The organism is Specibacter cremeus (assembly GCF_003946885.1).
GTDB classification, from domain to species: domain Bacteria; phylum Actinomycetota; class Actinomycetes; order Actinomycetales; family Micrococcaceae; genus Specibacter; species Specibacter cremeus.
The window spans coordinates 23,826-40,563 of sequence record NZ_RWKQ01000014.1; the positions used below are offsets into that span (position 1 = coordinate 23,826).

The following is a 16,738-nucleotide window of genomic DNA, read 5'->3' on the forward strand; positions in this document are numbered from 1 at the left end:
GACCCATGTTCAACACCGTCCTCGTCGCCAACCGCGGCGAGATCGCCTGCCGCGTCATCCGCACGCTGCGCGCCCTCGGCGTCCGCTCCGTGGCCGTCTACTCGGAGGCCGACGCCGGCGCCCGGCACGTGGCCGAGGCGGACACGGCCGTGTGCATCGGCCCGGCGCCCGCGGTCGACAGCTACCTCAACATCGCCGCCGTGCTCGACGCCTGCCGCCGCACCGGGGCGCAGGCCGTCCACCCCGGCTACGGCTTCCTGAGCGAGAACGCCGACTTCGCCCGGGCCCTCGCCGACGCCGGCATCGCGTTCATCGGCCCGCCCGTGGGGGCGCTGGATGTCATGGGAGACAAGATCCGCTCCAAGAACCACGTGGCCGCGGCCGGCGTGCCGGTCACCCCCGGCATCAGCCGGCCCGGCCTGACCGACGCGGACCTGCTGGCCGCGGCGGACGGCATCGGCTACCCGCTGCTGATCAAGCCGTCGGCCGGCGGCGGCGGCAAGGGCATGCACGCCGTGCACGCCGCGGCCGACCTGCCCGCCGCACTGGCCACGGCCCGCCGCGTCGCCGCCGCCGCGTTCGGCGACGACACGCTGTTCCTGGAGCGGCTCATCACCGCGCCCCGGCACATCGAGGTGCAGGTGCTCGCGGACGGCCAGGGCAACGTCATCCACTTGGGCGAGCGCGAATGCTCGCTGCAGCGCCGCCACCAGAAGGTCATCGAGGAGGCGCCGTCGCCGCTGCTCGATGGGTTGGCCGACGACGGCGCCACGCGCCGCCGCATCGGGGCCGCGGCGTGCGCCGTGGCCGCCAGCGTGGGCTACACGGGCGCCGGGACCGTCGAGTTCCTGGTCTCGGACGACGCCCCGGAGGAGTTCTTCTTCATGGAGATGAACACCCGGCTGCAGGTGGAACACCCGGTGACGGAACTGGTGACGGGCATCGACCTGGTCGAGTGGCAGGTGCGCATCGCCGCCGGCGAGGAACTGACCCTGCGCCAGGACGACGTGGTGCTGAACGGCCACGCCGTCGAGGCCCGGGTCTACGCCGAAAACCCCGAGCACGGGTTCCTGCCGACCACGGGCACCATCGCCGTGCTGGACGAGTCCGTGGCGCACCGCCCGGGCGTGCGCGTGGACAGCTCCCTGCTGCCCGGGCTGGAGGTGTCGCCGCACTACGACCCGATGCTGGCCAAGGTGGTCGCGTGGGCACCCGGTCGCGCCACCGCCCTCGACACCCTCGACGCCGCCCTGGCCGACTACGTGGTGCTCGGCGTGGACACCAATATCGAATACCTGCGCCTGCTGCTGGCCGACCCCGACGTGCGCGCCGGCCGGCTGGACACGACCCTGATCGAACGCAAGCTGCCCGGTTTCGCATTCCGGCACACCGGGGACGCCGACCACGTGCTCGCGGCGCTGCTGCTGCGCGATCATGGGCTGCACGGTCATGGGGTGCGGGATCATGGACGGCCCGGGGACGCCGCCGGGCCGGCCGGACCGTGGCGGCGCCGGGACGGCTGGCGGCTGGGGGATCGTGCACGGTGGCACGTCCACCTGGACGGGGCCGGCCGCGGCAAGGTGGTGACGGTCGGCGGCACCGATGACGACGACGGGACCGGACGGACCGGCGTCGTGCGCGTGGGCGACGGACCGGACCGGCCGGCCACGCTGACCCGCCGCGGCGACGCCGCCGACCTCGACCTGGCCGGCGTGCACCACGGCTACCGGGTCGCCGTCGACGGCCAGACCGTGCTGCTGGGCGCCGGCGGCTGGTCGACCCGGCTGGCCTGGCTGGACCGGGACGAGGTGACGGCCCGCATGCTCGCCGCCCTGGAGCGCGACGACGCCGCGGCCGACCCGCAGGTCCGCTCGCCCATGCCGGGCACCGTCGTCTCCGTCTCCGTCACCAGCGGGGAGGCCGTCGCGGCCGGGACGGTGCTGCTGGCCGTCGAGGCCATGAAGATGGAGCACCAACTCGTTGCCGCGCTCGACGGCACCGTCCAGCTTTCCGTCGGCGTTGGCGCGCTGGTCAAGGCCGACCAGGTCGTCGCCGTCATCCACCCCACCGTAGAAGAACAGGCGTAGGAGCACAGGAATGACCGATTTTGGCTTGACCGAGGAATACCAGGACCTCTCCGACACCGTGCGGGACTTCGCCGACGAGGTCGTCGCCCCCGTGTCGGCGCGGCATGACGAGGAGCACAGCTTCCCGTATGAGATCGTGAAGCAGATGGCCGAGATGGGCCTGTTCGGGCTGCCGTTCCCGGAGGAATACGGCGGCATGGGCGGGGACTACTTCGCGCTGGCGTTGGCGCTGGAACAACTGGGCCGGGTGGACCAGTCCGTGGCCATCACGCTCGAGGCCGGCGTGTCGCTCGGCGCCATGCCCGTGTACCGGTTCGGCACCGAGGCGCAGAAGCGGCGGTGGCTGCCGCCGCTGGCCGCCGGCGAGGCGCTCGCCGGGTTCGGGCTGACCGAGCCGGAGGCCGGCTCCGACGCCGGCGGCACCCTCACGAAGGCGCAGGTGGCCGACGGGCAGTGGGTCATCAACGGGCAGAAGCAGTTCATCACGAACTCTGGTACGGACATCACCCGGTTCGTCACGGTCACGGCCGTCACCGGCACGCGGGAACGGGCCGACGGGAGTGTGAAGAAGGAGATCTCCGCCATCATCGTCCCGAACGGTACACCCGGGTTCACCGTCGAGAAGCCGTACAACAAGGTGGGCTGGAACGCCTCCGACACGCACCCGCTCAGCCTCGTCGACGTGCACGTGCCGGAGGAGAACCTGCTCGGCGCGCGCGGGCGCGGCTACGCGAACTTCCTGTCCATCCTCGATGAGGGCCGCATCGCGATCGCCGCGCTGGCCACCGGCGCCGCCCAGGGCTGCGTGGACGAGGCACTGAAGTACGCGAAGGACCGGCACGCCTTCGGCCACGCGATCGGCCACTACCAGGGCGTGTCGTTCAAGATCGCACGCATGCAGACCCGCGCCCACACGGCCCGGCTTGCCTATTACGACGCGGCCGCCCGGATGCTGGCCGGCAAGCCGTTCAAGGCGCAGGCCGCCATGGCTAAGATGGTCGCAGGCGAGGCCGCCATGGACAACGCCCGGGACGCCACCCAGATCTTCGGCGGCTACGGGTTCATCAACGAGTTCCCGGTGGCCCGGCATTACCGCGACTCGAAGATCCTGGAGGTGGGGGAGGGAACCACGGAGGTCCAGCTCATGCTGATCGCCCGGAACCTGGGGCTGTAACGGTGGTCGAGCTTGTCGAGACCCGGTGGTCGAGACCCGGTGGTCGAGCTTGTCGAGACCCGGTGGTCGAGCTTGTCGAGACCCGGTGGTCGAGTTCGGTGGTCGAGCTTGTCGAGACCCGCACAGAGAGGATCAATGATGATCAACAAGGTAGTGAAATCCGCGGCCGAGGCCGTGCACGACATCCACAACGGCTCCTCCCTGGCCGTGGGCGGGTTCGGCCTGTGCGGCATCCCTGTGGCCCTCATCCAGGCCCTGCATGACGCCGGCACCCGGGAGCTGGAAACCATCTCCAACAACTGCGGCGTGGACGACTGGGGCCTGGGCATCCTGCTCGCCGACGGGCGCATTCGGCGCACCGTCTCTTCCTACGTGGGCGAGAACAAAGAGTTCGCCCGGCAGTTCCTGGCCGGCGAGCTCGAGGTCGAACTCACCCCGCAGGGCACGCTCGCGGAGAAGTTGCGCGCCGGCGGCGCCGGAATCCCCGCGTTCTATACGGCCGCCGGCGTCGGCACGCAGGTCAGCGACGGCGGGCTGCCGCGCAAGTACGACGGCGATGGGCGGGTTGCGATCGCCTCTCCCGCCAAGGAGGTGCGCACCTTCAACGGCGCCGACTATGTCCTGGAGGAATCGCTCACGCCCGACTTCGCCCTGGTCCATGCCCAGAAGGGCGACCGGCACGGCAACCTGGTCTTCCACGCCACGGCCATGAACTTCAACCCGCTGTGCGCCATGGCCGGGAAGACCACAATCGCCGAGGTCGAGGAACTCGTGGAACCCGGCGAGCTCGACCCCGAACACGTCCACGTCCCCGGCATCTTCGTCCAGCGCGTCGTCCACATCCCCCCGGGATCGCCCGGCAGCGAGAAGCGCATCGAGAAACGCACCGTGTCGGTGGTCGAGCCTGTCGAGTCCCCGGTGGTCGAGCCTGTCGAGACCCAGTCGGTGGTCGAGCCTGTCGAGACCCAGTCGGTGGTCGAGCCTGTCGAGACCCCGGTGGTCGAGCCTGTCGAGACCCAAACGAAGGAGGCGTGATCGTGGCACTTTCCCGCAACGAGCTGGCGGCCCGGGTGGCACGGGAGCTGCACAACGGGCAATACGTGAATCTGGGGATCGGCATGCCGACGCTCATCCCGAACTTCATCCCCGACGGCGTCGAGGTCGTGCTCCACTCGGAGAACGGGATCCTGGGCACCGGCCCGTACCCGGCGGACGCCGACGTGGACCCGGACCTGATCAACGCCGGGAAGGAGACCGTGACCGTCAACAAGGGCGCGGCGTTCTTCGACTCGGCCACGTCGTTCGGCATGGTCCGCGGCGGGCACGTGGACGTGGCCGTGCTGGGGGCCATGCAGGTGGCCGAGAACGGCGACCTGGCGAACTGGATGATCCCCGGCAAGATGGTCAAGGGCATGGGCGGGGCCATGGACCTGGTGTTCGGGGCGAAAAAGCTCATCGTCATGATGGAACACACGGACCGGACCGGGAACCCGAAGATCCTGCGCGAGTGCACCCTGCCGTTGACGGGCAAGGCGTGCGTGGACCTGATCGTCACCGACCTGGCCGTCATCGAGGTCACCGCGGACGGCTTGGTCCTGAAGGAGCTGGCGCCCGGCGTCAGCGTGGCGGACATCGTGGCGGCCACCGGTGCGCCGCTGAACGTAGAGATGCACGATCTGGACAACGTATGAGCGGGCAGGAGCCGGGGAGCGAGACCAAGGTGATCACGCAGCGCGGCCTGTACTTCGAGGAGCTGGAGCTCGACGTCATCTACGCGCACCGGCCGGGGCGCACCATGACGGAGGCGGACAACGTGCTGTTCACGACGCTGACCATGAACACCCAGGCGCTGCACCTCGATGCGGCGTGGAGTGCCGGGCAGCCGTTCGGCCAGCGGCTGGTGAACTCGATGCTCACGCTGTCCACCATGGTGGGCCAGTCCGTCACGCAGCTGACGCAGGGGACCATCGTGGCACAGCTGGGCATGGGTGATATCGCGTTCCCGCACCCGGTGTTCCACGGCGATACGCTGTACACGGAGACGATCGTGACGGGGAAGCGGCTCTCCGCCTCCCGCCCCGGCCAGGGTATCGCCACCATGGTGCACACGGGCCGCAACCAAGACGACGTCGTCGTGGCCACGGCCAGCCGGAGCGTGCTCATGTGGCTGCGTCCCGGGGCACGGCCGACAACCGATTGATCCCCCTCCGACACGACTCCAAGGAGCATCCCGCATGCCGTTCACCATGGGCCCGAGCTTGCTGTTCGCCCCGGCCGACCGGCCGGACCGGTTCGCGAAGGCCGCCGGCCGGGCGGACGCCGTCATCCTCGACCTGGAGGACGCCGTCGCCCCCGAGGCAAAGGCCGCGGCACGCGAACACCTGGTCAATACGCCGCTCGACCCGGCCACGACCATGGTGCGCATCAACGCGCTCGGCACGGACGATGCCGCCCGTGACCTCGAGGCACTGGCCAACACCTGCTACCGGACCATCATGGTGGCCAAGTCGGAGAACCCGGCCGCGGTGGCGGCGCTCGCGGGCTTCCACGTGGTCGCCTTGTGCGAGACGGCGTCCGGCGTGCTGGCTGCACCGGCGCTGGCCGGGCTGCCCAACGTGGTGGCGCTGATGTGGGGCGCCGAGGACCTGGTTGCCTCATTGGGCGGCACGGCGAGCCGACACGTGAACGGCGCCTACCGGGACATCGCCAAGCATGCCCGGGCCACGGTGTTGCTGGCCGCCGGTGCGCACGGCAAGGCGGCCATCGACGCGATCTACGCGAACATCCCGGACCTGGCCGGGCTGGCGGCGGAGGCGGGGGACGCCGTCGCCAGTGGGTTCGGTGCCACGGCCTGCATCCACCCGTCACAGGTCGCCGTCATCCGCGACGCGTACCGCCCCACGCCGGGCCAGGTCGCAGATGCCACGGCCCTGCTCGCCGCGGCCGAAGCCGCCGGCACGGGCGTATTCGTCTACAACGGCAAGATGGTGGACGGGCCCATCCTCAAGCATGCCGAGGCAACGTTGCGCCGCGCCGGTAGCTGAGCCCGTCGGTGGTCGAGCCCCCGGTGGTCGAGCCTGTCGAGCCCCCGGTGGTCGAGCCTGTCGAGACCCCCGGTGGTCGAGCCTGTCGAGACCCCGGCGACCGACCCCGGTGGTCGAGCCTGTCGAGACCCCGGCGCCAGTCCTCCACAAACCGAATCACAACCGATTTATTCACAACTCGTCCTTGTGGCGTTGCCACCAACGCGAAGCTGGACAAATGTCTGCCTATGCCACACGTATACATCTTGAAGTGCAGCGATGGGTCCTACTATGTCGGAAGTACTTGGGATTTGGAACGTCGCTTGTCCCAACACAATTCTGGAGACGGCGCCGCATACACTCGTCGGCGGCGCCCGGTAGTTTTGGTGTGGGCGCAAGAGCACGATCGAGTTGAAACCGCGTTCACCCTGGAAAAGCAAATACAGGGCTGGAGTCGGGCGAAACGGGAGGCCTTGATCGAAGGAAGACTCCAAGACTTGCCGGCGCTCTCCCGATCCAAGGACAAAGGGCGGTCACGGGAGACCGAACACCGCCAGCGGTGATTGAGCTTGTCGCCGGTGAGGTCACCCGGTCTAGACGGGGCTCGACCGCCGGGGGTCTCGACGGGGCTCGACCACCGGGCGGGTCTCGACGGGTTCGACCACCGGGGGGTCTCGGCGGGGCTCGACCACCGGGGTCTCGACGGGTTCGACCACCGGGGGGTCTCGACGGGGCTCGACCACCGGGGGGTCTCGGCGGGGCTCGACCACCGGGTGCGGAATACTTGGAGGCATGCAGCAACGCAACGTCATCATCCTCGGCTCCACCGGTTCCATCGGCACCCAGGCGATGGACGTCGTCGACCGCGCGCAACTGCCCGACGGCAGCCCGCGCTTCCGCGTCACGGCACTGTCCGCCGGTGGCGGGAACCTGGCGCTGCTGGCCCGCCAGGCCGTGCACGCGCGCGCGGCGGCCGTCGGCGTCGCCACGGACGACGCCGGGGCGTTGCGTTCGCTGATCGACGCGGCGGCCGGTGCCGCGGGACTGCCCGGCTACATGCCCGAGATCGTGGCCGGCCCGGATGCGTCGACGATCATCGCGGACTGGGGCGCCGGCACGGAGGACGCCGCCGACGTCGTGCTCAACGGCATCACCGGCTCGATCGGCCTGGCCCCCACGTTGGCCGCGCTGCGAACCCCGGCACTGCTGGCGCTGGCCAACAAGGAATCGCTCATCGTCGGCGGGCGGCTCGTCAAGGACGCCGCCGCGCCCGGCCAGCTGGTGCCCGTCGACTCGGAGCACTCCGCTTTGGCGCAGGCGCTGCGCTCCGGCAGCCCCGCGGAGGTGGACAGGCTCATCATCACGGCCTCCGGCGGCCCGTTCCGGGGCAAGACCCGCGCCGAGCTGGGGGACGTGACACCCGCCCAGGCCATGAAGCACCCCACCTGGGACATGGGCCCCATGGTCACCACCAACTCCGCCACCCTCGTCAACAAGGGCCTGGAGGTCATCGAGGCGCACCTGCTCTTCGACGTGCCGCTGGACCGGATCGAGGCCGTCGTGCACCCGCAGTCGATCGTGCACTCCATGGTCCAATTCACCGACGGATCCACGCTGGCCCAGTGCTCCCCGCCCGATATGCGCCTGCCCATCGCCCTGGGACTGGGCTGGCCCGAACGCGTGCCCGGTGCCGGCGTCGCCTGCGACTGGACACAGGCCGCGACCTGGACGTTCGAGCCGCTCGACAACGACGCGTTCCCGGCCGTGGAACTGGCCAAGCACGCGGCAGCGCGCGGGGGCACCTGCCCGGCCGTGTACAACGCCGCCAACGAGGAGGCCGTGCACGCGTTCCACGCCGGCCGGATCGGCTTCCTCGACATCGTCGACATTATCGAGGTAGTCCTCAGCAAACACTCACCGGAGCTGGAGCTCACGCTAGGCTCCGTGTTGGACGCTGAACAGTGGGCACGTACCCGCACCCACGAACGTTTAGCGTTGAAGAGCCGCTAGGGAAGCGAAAGACAAACCACAGTGACCGTATTGCTATTCATCGCCGGCGTCGTGTTCGTCGCGCTGGGCATCGCCGTGTCCATCGCGCTGCACGAGGTGGGCCACCTGCTGCCCGCGAAGCTGTTCAACGTCCGCGTCACCCGCTACATGATCGGGTTCGGGCCCACCCTGTGGTCGCGGAAGAGGGGCGAGACCGAATACGGGGTCAAGGCCATCCCGGCCGGCGGCTACGTGGCCATGATCGGCATGTACCCGCCCAACCCCGACGACGGCAGCGTCCGCCCGTCCAGCACCGGCATGTTCCAGACGCTGGCCACCGAGGCACGCAGCCAGGCCCACGAGGACGTCGGCCCGGCCGACGTGGGCCGCGTGTTCTACGCGCTGCCGGTGTGGAAGAAGATCATCATCATGCTCGGCGGGCCGACCATGAACCTGCTGATCGGCATCGTCCTCACGGCCGTGCTGCTCATGGGGTTCGGCGTCCCCGTGCCCACGACCACGCTGGCCGAGGTCAACGCCTGCCAGGTGGCCTACGGCAAGCCCGCGCCGACGGACCTGACCACCTGCACGAAGACGCCCGCGGCGGCCGCCGGCCTGAAGCCGGGCGACACCATCCAGACCTTCGACGGACGCCAGGTCACGGACTGGAACACGCTGACCGACTGGATCCGGGCCGCCGCCGGCAAGACCGTGGAACTGTCCTACCTGCGCGACGGCGTCCTGCACGCGACGAACGTGACGCCCGTGCTGACGGCACGTCCGGTGCTCACCTCGGCCGGGCAAGCGGTCACCGATTCCTCCGGCGCCGCGAAGACCATCGAGGCCGGTTTCCTCGGCATCGGTGCGACGACGGCGACAGTGCGGCAGCCGGCGTCGGCCGTCCTCCCCATGGTCGGGCAGAACATCGCGCAGGTCGGCGGCATCGTGTTCAACCTGCCGGCGAAACTGGTGGGCGTGGCGAAGGCCGCGTTCAGCTCGGAGCCGCGCGACCCGAACGGGCCGATCTCCGTGGTGGGCGTCGGGCGCGTGGCCGGGGAGGTCGCCGCCATGGAGGATGTGCCGTTCAGTGCCCGGGCGGCCACGCTCGTGAGCCTGCTGGGCGGGGTGAACCTGGCCTTGTTCGTCTTCAACCTGATCCCGCTGCTGCCGCTCGACGGCGGGCACGTGCTGGGCGCGCTGTATGAGGGGGCGCGGCGGCGCATCGCGAAACTGTTCAAGCGCCGCGACCCGGGTCCCTTTGACATCGCCAAGATGCTACCGGTCACGTACGTCGTGGCCAGCGTTTTGATCGTCATGAGCGTGCTGTTGATCTACGCGGACATCGTGAAGCCGGTCAACATCTTCGGCTAACAATCAATCGATAAAGATTGATTGAAGATAGTCAACGGTTTATGGTTGATTCATGTTTGTCGTGACGATTGACCAGCGGGACAGCCGCACGGGCGCCGACCGTGTGCCGGAACTGCTGGCGCAGTTCTCGGCGGTGCCCGTGGCGTTGCCATTCGAACGGACCGTGGGCGATGAGATCCAAGGTGTTCTCACGGACGCGGCCGCCGTCGTGGCCGCGGCCATGACGGCGTTGCGCGCCGGCCGCTGGTACGTCGGCGTGGGCGTGGGGCCCGTGGACGAGCCGTTGGCGGCATCCAGCAGCGCGTCCGGCGGGCCGGCGTTCATCGCCGCACGGGCCGCCGTCGACCGGGCCAAGAAGATGGGGGAACGCGTCCCGCTGGCCGTCAGGTCCGGTCGAGGGGGTGCCGCCAGGGCGCGTGCATCGGCCGCGGAGGCCGTTCTGGTGCTCATTGGTGCGCTCGTGGCCCATCGCAGCGATGCCGAATGGCGGGTCGTGGACCTGCTGGTTCCCGGTGTCCGCGGCGGCCAAGTCGAGGCCGCTGCCACGCTGGGCATCTCCCCGCAGGCCGTCAGCCGGGCCGTCTTGCGCTCGGGCTGGCAGGAGGAACATGCCGGGCGTGTCGCCGCCGCCATGCTGCTCGAGCTCGCCGACGCCTGACTCGGCGCAGGCTCAGCCATGCAGTACGTCGCGTGCGAGGCCGTGCGATGCCTTCGCGAGGCGGGCGTCGTTGGTCCACAGCGCGTCGCATCCGTTCAGCTGGGCGGTGGCGAGGTGCGGCGCGTCGGGGGCTCGGATGCCATGCCGCGCGCAACTCGGCCGCACGGCGGTATGCCTTCGGGTCGAGGTCGAGCACGCGGAACTGTTCGAAGAGTTGCTCGTAGTGGTCGCGGAGCACGAGATTGTCATCGCGGAGCGGCCCCACAAGGCACTCGAGGATCACGAGCGGACTGATCGCCACTATCGCCTCCCCCGCTTCGACCAGCCGACGCCGCACGGCGTCCCCGCTCGGCCCGCCATCCTCCGCCGCGTAGATGACGATGCAGGAGTCGAGATAGATCACTCCCAGCCCGTACGCTCGCCGACGATCTGCACCTCGAGATCCGCAGGGCTGCGACGGCCGACCGCGGGTGGCGGGTTCTCAGCGAGCCAGCGAGCCGCCCGGGCCGCCGACGCGTAGCGAGGCGGGTTGCCGCCGCAGCGTCGTGAAGCACCAGCCAGTTCTTGTGGTCCCAGCCAATTGGGTGGGCTATCGGGAATTGGGTAGGTTTTCGGCGGTGCAAGTGCGAACCATGGGCCTCCCAGGTCCCGTCGCACCGCCGCGCTAGGCTGTGGAATCGTGAACGCACTCTGGATCATCGTGACGGTACTGGTCGGCGTGCTGGGCGGCTGGCCGGTGGCCGCCGGCATCCTGCGCTGGGCCCGCTCTGCCGCCAAGCCCAAGGCCCGGAAGATCCCCGAGGGCGTGCTGCGCGGCGGGCTGGTGATCGGAATGCTCGAGCGCGCCGCCGTCGTGCTGTGCATCCTGGCCAACGAGCCGGTGGCCATCGCCTACGTCGTCGCCATCAAGGGCCTGGGCCGGTATCCGGAGCTGAAGCAGGCTCCGGCGGCCAGCGAGGCGTTCATCATCGGAACCCTCGCCTCCATGCTGTGGGCGGCCGCGATCGCCGTGCTGGCCAAAATGCTCCTGCTATAGGGTGAGACCATGAGTGTTTTCGCTGTTGAATACGTTTACGGTGCCGATGGTGCCGCCGCCCGCGACGCCCACCGCCCCGCCCACCGGGCCTGGCTGTCCTCCCTGCTGGAGTCCGGCCAGCTGCTCGCCTCCGGACCGTTTGCCGATGGTGCCGGCGCGCTGCTCATCTTCCAGGAGGCGGACCAGGGCGCCCTGGCCGAACTGCTCAAGGCCGATCCCATGAACAACGACGGCGGCATCAGCGGCCTGAAGATCACCGAGTGGAACCCGGTGACCGGGCACCTCGCGGCACTGGTCAGGTAATACGGTCAGGTAACCGGTCAGGTAACCCGCCACGCAACAGGCCGGGCCGCCGGCGCCGGACCCCGCCGCCCAGCCCGGGCAAACCGGCCTACAATTCTAGAGGGCGCCGCGAGCAATACCCGCGGTCACCGGTCACGGGACGGCGCCGCCACGATGCAAGGAGCACATTTTGACCTCGGTCAGCCTCGGAATGCCGGAAGCGCCCCCGCCAGTACTCGCGCCGCGGCGCAAGACTCGACAGATCAAGGTTGGCTCGGTCGGCGTCGGCTCGGACTCGCCCATCAGCGTCCAGTCCATGACGACCACGCCCACCACCGACATCAATGCCACATTGCAGCAGATCGCGGAGCTGACCGCGTCCGGATGTGACATCGTGCGTGTCGCGTGCCCGTCCGCGGATGATGCCGAGGCGCTGCCGATCATCGCGAAGAAGTCGCAGATCCCGGTCATCGCGGACATCCACTTCCAGCCGAAGTACGTGTTTGCCGCCATCGAGGCCGGTTGTGCGGCCGTGCGCGTGAACCCGGGCAACATCCGCAAGTTCGACGACCAGGTGAAGGAGATTGCCCAGGCCGCCAAGGACCATGGCACGTCGATCCGCATCGGTGTCAATGCCGGTTCGCTCGAGCCGTCCATCCTGAAGAAGTACGGCAAGGCCACGCCGGAGGCGCTCGTCGAGTCGGCCGTGTGGGAGGCGTCGCTGTTCGAGGAGCACGGCTTCCACGACTTCAAGATCTCCGTCAAGCACAACGACCCGGTCATCATGGTCCGCGCCTACGAGCTGCTGGCGGAGAAGGGCGACTGGCCGCTGCACCTGGGCGTCACCGAGGCCGGCCCGGCATTCCAGGGCACCATCAAGTCCGCCGTGGCGTTCGGGGCGCTCCTGTCCCAGGGCATCGGCGACACCATCCGGGTGTCCCTGTCCGCCCCTCCGGTGGAGGAGATCAAGGTCGGCAACCAGATCCTGCAATCGCTGAACCTGCGCCCGCGCAAGCTGGAGATTGTGTCCTGCCCGTCCTGCGGTCGCGCCCAGGTGGACGTGTATACGCTGGCCGAGCAGGTCACGGCCGGGCTCGAGGGCATGGAGATCCCGTTGCGGGTGGCCGTCATGGGCTGCGTCGTCAACGGCCCGGGCGAGGCCCGCGAGGCCGACCTCGGTGTCGCGTCCGGCAACGGCAAGGGCCAGATCTTCGTGAAGGGCCAGGTCATCAAGACTGTTCCCGAGGACCAGATTGTTGAGACACTCATTGAGGAAGCCATGAGGATTGCCGAAGAGATGGGTGAGTCGGATGGCGAAGATGCTGTCTCGGGTGGCCCCGTGGTTACCGTCTCGTAGGGCGGCCGCCGGGGGACCGGTGCGCGTGCTGGCCCACGAGGACTCGGACGCGCTCCGGGCCCTTGTCGCGCGCGACCCGGTCGCCAACGTGTTCATGGAGGCGCTGCTGGCGCAGTCGCCAAGTGCGGTGCCTCGTGTCGCCGGCGCGTACGTGCTCGGCTTTTTCGACGACGACGACGTCCTCGCCTCGGCTTGTTGGGTCGGCTCCAACGTGGTCCCCATCGAGGCGTGCCCGGACCATGCCGTGCTTTTCGGCCGGTGGATCGCTGCCAATTGGCGCTCCCACGCCTCCATCTTCGGCCCCCGCGAGGCGGTCCTCGCCATCTTCGACGCGCTCGGGGATGCGAATATCGCCGCGCACGAGGTGCGGGCCAACCAGCCGCTGCTGGCCATGGACCGCACGCCGACCGTCGCCGCGAACCCGTTGCTCGGTGTCAGCCGGAGCCGCCAGTTCACGCAGATCCTCACGGCCGCCGCCGCCATGTTCGAGGAGGAGGTCGGCTACTCGCCGTACCTCGGCGGCGAGGAGAGCTACCGGCGCAGGGTGGCCGGCCTGATCCAGCAGGGTCATTCGCTCAGCCATTGCGACGTGGACGGGAAGGTCATTTTCAAGGCCGATCTCGGTGCCGTGTCCCGCCGTGCCACCCAGATCCAGGGCGTGTGGCTCGACCCCGCGTTCCGCGGGCTGGGCCTGAGTGCCGGGTACATGGCCGCCGTCGTCGGGTTCTCCCGGTTGCGCGCACCCATCGCCAGCCTGTACGTCAACGACTACAACGTCCGGGCCCGTGCCCTGTATGAGCGCGTCGGCTTCGAGCAGGTCGGCACGTTCGCCACCGTGCTGCTGTAAGTCGCTGGTCGAGCCTGGCGAGACCCTCGGCGGTCGAGCCTGTCGAGACCGGATTTCGACAAGCTCAATCACCGGCGGTCGAGCCTGTCGAGACCGGATTTCGACAAGCTCAATCACCGGCGGTCGAGCCTGGCGAGACCCGGGATTTCGACAAGCTCAATCACCGGTGGTCGAGCCTGGCGAGACCCGGGATTTCGACAAGCTCAATGATTTCGACAAGCTCAACCACCGGGTGCGTTAGGGTTGATGCAACTTGTTGCGCAAAGGAGTGCCTGAATGTCGCCGCAGAACTACCCCCACCTGTTCGCCCCGCTCGATCTGGGTTTCGCCACGCTGCCCAACCGTGTGGTCATGGGCTCGATGCACGTCGGCCTGGAGGAACGCCCGGAGGGTTTCGAGCGCATGGCCGCGTTCTATGCCGAACGGGCCCGTGGCGGCGTGGGCCTGATCGTCACCGGCGGCATCGCGCCGAACGAGGCCGGCCGGCCCATGCCCGGCGGCGCGAAGCTGAGCACCCCGGAGGAGGCCGCCCCCCACCGGCTGATCACGGATGCCGTGCATGCCGAGGGTGGGCGGATCGCCCTGCAACTGCTGCACTGCGGCCGGTATTCGGCCCATCCGGGCCTGGTGGGTCCCAGCCCCGTCCAGGCGCCCATCACGCCGTTCACGCCGCACGAACTCACCGGCGATGAGGTTGAGGCGACCATCGAGGACTTCGCGAACGCGTCGGCGCTGGCCCGCTCGGCCGGGTACGACGGGGTGGAGATCATGGGCTCCGAGGGCTACCTCATCAACGAGTTCGTGGCCGCCCGCACCAACCACCGCACCGATGCGTGGGGCGGCCCGTACGCCAACCGGATGCGGTTCCCGGTGGAGATCGTGCGCCGCACGCGCGAACGGGTCGGCGAGGACTTCATCATCATCTACCGGCTGTCAATGCTGGATCTGGTCGAGGGCGGTTCCACCCTCGAGGAGGTGATCGCGTTGGCCCGCGCCGTGGAAGAGGCTGGGGCCACCCTGATCAACACGGGCATCGGCTGGCACGAGGCGCGCATCCCGACCATCGCCACGTCGGTGCCGCGGGCCGGGTTCGCGTGGGTCACGAAGAGGGTCATGGGCTCGGTCGCCATCCCGCTCATCACGACGAACAGGATCAACACCCCGGACGTCGCCGAGTCCGTGCTGGCCGACGGCTGCGCCGACATGGTCTCGATGGCCAGGCCGTTCCTGGCCGACCCGTTCCTGCTGCGCAAGGCCGCCGACGGCCGCGGCGAGGAGATCAACACGTGCATCGCCTGCAACCAGGCGTGCCTGGACCACACGTTCGCCGGCAAGGTCGCATCCTGCCTGGTCAACCCGCGCGCCGGCCACGAGACCGAGCTCATCATCGCGCCGACGGACACGCCCAAGCGGCTGGCCGTGGTCGGCGCCGGGCCGGCAGGGCTCGCCTTCGCCGTCACGGCGGCCGAGCGCGGGCACGCCGTCACGCTGTTCGAGGCGGCCGGGGAGATCGGCGGCCAGTTCAACATCGCCAAGCAAATCCCCGGCAAGGAGGAGTTCGCCGAGACCATCCGCTACTTCGACGTCCAGTTGCGCCTGCGCGGTGTGGACGTGCGCCTGGACACGCCGGCCACGGCGCAGGCACTCCTCGATGAGGGTTTCGACGAGATCGTGCTGGCCGCCGGCGTGCTGCCGCGCATCCCGGACATCTCCGGCCTGGACCACCCCAGCGTGCTCGGCTACCTCGACGTGGTGCGTGACAAGGCGCCGGTCGGGGCCACCGTGGCCATCCTCGGCGCCGGCGGTATCGGCTTCGACGTGGCCGAATACCTGACCGCCGACGGCGTGAGCGCCACCCTGGAACCGGCGAAGTTCTACGCCGAATGGGGCATCGACGCCGCCTACACGGGCGTTGGCGGCCTCGCCGTCCCGGTGCGCGAGCGCCCGCCGCGGCGCGTGACGCTGTTCCAGCGCAAGGCGAGCAAGGTCGGCGCCGGGCTGGGCAGGAGCACCGGCTGGATCCACCGCGCCGAACTGCGCGCCAGGGGCGTCGCCATGGTGCCGGGCGCCGAATACCTGAAGATCGACGACGACGGCCTCCACGTGCGCGTGGACGGCACCGACACCGTGCTCGCCGTCGACAACGTGGTGCTGTGCACCGGGCAGGAGCCCCGGCGCGAACTGCAGGCTCCGCTGGAAGCCGGGAACGCCGTCGTCCATCTGATCGGCGGGGCCGATGTCGCCGTGGAACTGGACGCGAAGCGCGCCATCGACCAGGGCACGCGGCTCGCCGCGCGGATCTGAGCGGGTCCGCACGATGTCATTGCCGCATGCGCTGCTGACGTCGCTGCTGGAGCAGCCCGGCTCCGGGGCGGAACTGGCCCGCCGGTTCGACAAGTCGATCGGCTACTTCTGGGCGGCCACCCACCAGCAGATCTACCGGGAACTGGCCAAGATGGAGCGCCGCGGGCTCATCGCCGGTGCCGAGCGCGACGGCGGGCGCGGCCGGGCACGGCATTACACCGTGCTGGCGGCCGGGCGGCGGGAGCTCGTCGACTGGGCCGGAGCGGCGGCCGAGCCGCGCCCGCCGCGCGATGACTTCATGGTGCGGCTGCGCGCGGCGGCCGTGCTGGGCGACGTGGACCTGCGCCCGGAGGCGGTGCGCCACCGCGACGTGCACAGGCGTCGGCTGGAGAACTACCTGGACATCGAGGCCCGGGACTTCCCGGCCGGTGCCGGGCGGGAGGGACAGTTGCGGTTGCAGCACGCCGTGTTGCGCGCCGGCATCGCGTTCGAGCGGGCGTGGCTCGAATGGTGCGACGAACTGCTGGGCGACGGTTCGGCCTGAGCGCGCCTTCCCACGCGTTGATTCCTCGGCAAGGGTGGGTGTCGTGCTCCCACACCCACCCTTGCC

Annotated in this window: 17 protein-coding genes; 16 read left to right on the top strand and 1 reads right to left on the bottom strand. The window is 69.6% G+C overall.

The window, feature by feature from the left end:
- Positions 1 to 5 precede the first annotated feature (5 nt).
- The 10 genes from EJC77_RS07095 to EJC77_RS07145 all read left to right on the top strand — a co-directional run bounded on the left by EJC77_RS07095 (position 6) and on the right by EJC77_RS07145 (position 10,302).
- Positions 6 to 2,087: an ATP-binding protein gene (locus EJC77_RS07095; RefSeq protein ID WP_125611052.1), complete on the top strand. Its 2,082-nt coding sequence runs from the start codon at positions 6 to 8 to the stop codon at positions 2,085 to 2,087.
- 10 nt (positions 2,088 to 2,097) lie between these two features.
- The gene (locus EJC77_RS07100) at positions 2,098 to 3,261 is read left to right on the top strand and encodes an acyl-CoA dehydrogenase family protein (protein ID WP_125611054.1); all 1,164 of its coding nucleotides are present in this window, start codon (positions 2,098 to 2,100) and stop codon (positions 3,259 to 3,261) included.
- A gap of 138 nt (positions 3,262 to 3,399) precedes the next feature.
- Entirely contained in the window at positions 3,400 to 4,296 is an 897-nt protein-coding gene (locus tag EJC77_RS07105; RefSeq protein ID WP_205786960.1) for a CoA transferase subunit A, read from the top strand.
- Positions 4,297 to 4,298: 2 nt separating this feature from the next.
- Positions 4,299 to 4,952 (top strand): CoA transferase subunit B, encoded by a 654-nt coding sequence (locus tag EJC77_RS07110; protein WP_125611056.1) that lies wholly within the window; start codon positions 4,299 to 4,301, stop codon positions 4,950 to 4,952.
- Complete coding sequence (locus EJC77_RS07115; protein WP_125611058.1) at positions 4,949 to 5,461, top strand: MaoC family dehydratase; 513 nt, start codon at positions 4,949 to 4,951, stop codon at positions 5,459 to 5,461. Before EJC77_RS07110 ends, EJC77_RS07115 begins: the two co-directional genes overlap by 4 nt.
- 34 nt (positions 5,462 to 5,495) lie before the next feature.
- A complete protein-coding gene (locus tag EJC77_RS07120) occupies positions 5,496 to 6,305 on the top strand; it encodes an HpcH/HpaI aldolase/citrate lyase family protein (RefSeq protein ID WP_125611060.1) in 810 nt (269 codons plus the stop codon).
- A 227-nt stretch (positions 6,306 to 6,532) separates the two neighbouring features.
- A complete protein-coding gene (locus tag EJC77_RS07125; RefSeq protein ID WP_125611062.1) occupies positions 6,533 to 6,847 on the top strand; it encodes a GIY-YIG nuclease family protein in 315 nt (104 codons plus the stop codon).
- A gap of 229 nt (positions 6,848 to 7,076) precedes the next feature.
- Entirely contained in the window at positions 7,077 to 8,294 is a 1,218-nt protein-coding gene (gene dxr, locus EJC77_RS07135) for a 1-deoxy-D-xylulose-5-phosphate reductoisomerase (RefSeq protein WP_125611066.1), read from the top strand.
- A gap of 21 nt (positions 8,295 to 8,315) precedes the next feature.
- Positions 8,316 to 9,644: a M50 family metallopeptidase gene (locus EJC77_RS07140; RefSeq protein ID WP_125611068.1), complete on the top strand. Its 1,329-nt coding sequence runs from the start codon at positions 8,316 to 8,318 to the stop codon at positions 9,642 to 9,644.
- A gap of 52 nt (positions 9,645 to 9,696) precedes the next feature.
- Complete coding sequence (locus EJC77_RS07145) at positions 9,697 to 10,302, top strand: MarR family transcriptional regulator (protein WP_125611070.1); 606 nt, start codon at positions 9,697 to 9,699, stop codon at positions 10,300 to 10,302.
- Here EJC77_RS07145 and EJC77_RS21520 read toward each other — a convergent pair.
- A complete protein-coding gene (locus EJC77_RS21520) occupies positions 10,214 to 10,705 on the bottom strand; it encodes a type II toxin-antitoxin system VapC family toxin (RefSeq protein ID WP_164520339.1) in 492 nt (163 codons plus the stop codon). The two genes, EJC77_RS07145 and EJC77_RS21520, sit on opposite strands and share 89 nt — an antisense overlap.
- Positions 10,706 to 10,981: 276 nt before the next feature.
- Between EJC77_RS21520 and EJC77_RS07155 the strand changes: the two genes are divergently transcribed.
- From EJC77_RS07155 to EJC77_RS07180, 6 genes are all read left to right on the top strand, one after another.
- Positions 10,982 to 11,338 carry a hypothetical protein gene (locus EJC77_RS07155; RefSeq protein ID WP_125611072.1) on the top strand — a complete coding sequence of 119 codons (357 nt, stop codon included), beginning with the start codon at positions 10,982 to 10,984 and terminating at the stop codon, positions 11,336 to 11,338.
- A gap of 9 nt (positions 11,339 to 11,347) precedes the next feature.
- Complete coding sequence (locus tag EJC77_RS07160; protein ID WP_125611074.1) at positions 11,348 to 11,641, top strand: YciI family protein; 294 nt, start codon at positions 11,348 to 11,350, stop codon at positions 11,639 to 11,641.
- Between the two features lie 169 nt (positions 11,642 to 11,810).
- Positions 11,811 to 12,977, top strand: a complete 1,167-nt coding sequence (ispG, locus tag EJC77_RS07165) for a flavodoxin-dependent (E)-4-hydroxy-3-methylbut-2-enyl-diphosphate synthase (protein ID WP_125611076.1) — start codon at positions 11,811 to 11,813, stop codon at positions 12,975 to 12,977.
- A gap of 25 nt (positions 12,978 to 13,002) precedes the next feature.
- Entirely contained in the window at positions 13,003 to 13,824 is an 822-nt protein-coding gene (locus EJC77_RS07170; RefSeq protein ID WP_338069466.1) for a GNAT family N-acetyltransferase, read from the top strand.
- A 276-nt stretch (positions 13,825 to 14,100) separates the two neighbouring features.
- Complete coding sequence (locus tag EJC77_RS07175; protein ID WP_125611078.1) at positions 14,101 to 16,128, top strand: oxidoreductase; 2,028 nt, start codon at positions 14,101 to 14,103, stop codon at positions 16,126 to 16,128.
- A gap of 13 nt (positions 16,129 to 16,141) precedes the next feature.
- Positions 16,142 to 16,672 (top strand): PadR family transcriptional regulator, encoded by a 531-nt coding sequence (locus EJC77_RS07180; RefSeq protein ID WP_125611080.1) that lies wholly within the window; start codon positions 16,142 to 16,144, stop codon positions 16,670 to 16,672.
- Positions 16,673 to 16,738 lie beyond the last annotated feature (66 nt).

Excerpts from the sequence above, each read along its gene's own strand:
- EJC77_RS07180 (WP_125611080.1), top strand. The coding sequence starts at position 16,142 with ATGTCATTGCCGCATGCGCTGCTGACGTCGCTGCTGGAGCAGCCCGGC.
- EJC77_RS07125 (WP_125611062.1), top strand. The coding sequence starts at position 6,533 with ATGCCACACGTATACATCTTGAAGTGCAGCGATGGGTCCTACTATGTC.
- EJC77_RS07120 (WP_125611060.1), top strand. The coding sequence starts at position 5,496 with ATGCCGTTCACCATGGGCCCGAGCTTGCTGTTCGCCCCGGCCGACCGG.
- EJC77_RS07095 (WP_125611052.1), top strand. The coding sequence starts at position 6 with ATGTTCAACACCGTCCTCGTCGCCAACCGCGGCGAGATCGCCTGCCGC.
- EJC77_RS07115 (WP_125611058.1), top strand. The coding sequence starts at position 4,949 with ATGAGCGGGCAGGAGCCGGGGAGCGAGACCAAGGTGATCACGCAGCGC.
- dxr (WP_125611066.1), top strand. The coding sequence starts at position 7,077 with ATGCAGCAACGCAACGTCATCATCCTCGGCTCCACCGGTTCCATCGGC.
- EJC77_RS07145 (WP_125611070.1), top strand. The coding sequence starts at position 9,697 with ATGTTTGTCGTGACGATTGACCAGCGGGACAGCCGCACGGGCGCCGAC.
- EJC77_RS07100 (WP_125611054.1), top strand. The coding sequence starts at position 2,098 with ATGACCGATTTTGGCTTGACCGAGGAATACCAGGACCTCTCCGACACC.
- EJC77_RS07160 (WP_125611074.1), top strand. The coding sequence starts at position 11,348 with ATGAGTGTTTTCGCTGTTGAATACGTTTACGGTGCCGATGGTGCCGCC.
- EJC77_RS07175 (WP_125611078.1), top strand. The coding sequence starts at position 14,101 with ATGTCGCCGCAGAACTACCCCCACCTGTTCGCCCCGCTCGATCTGGGT.
- EJC77_RS07105 (WP_205786960.1), top strand. The coding sequence starts at position 3,400 with ATGATCAACAAGGTAGTGAAATCCGCGGCCGAGGCCGTGCACGACATC.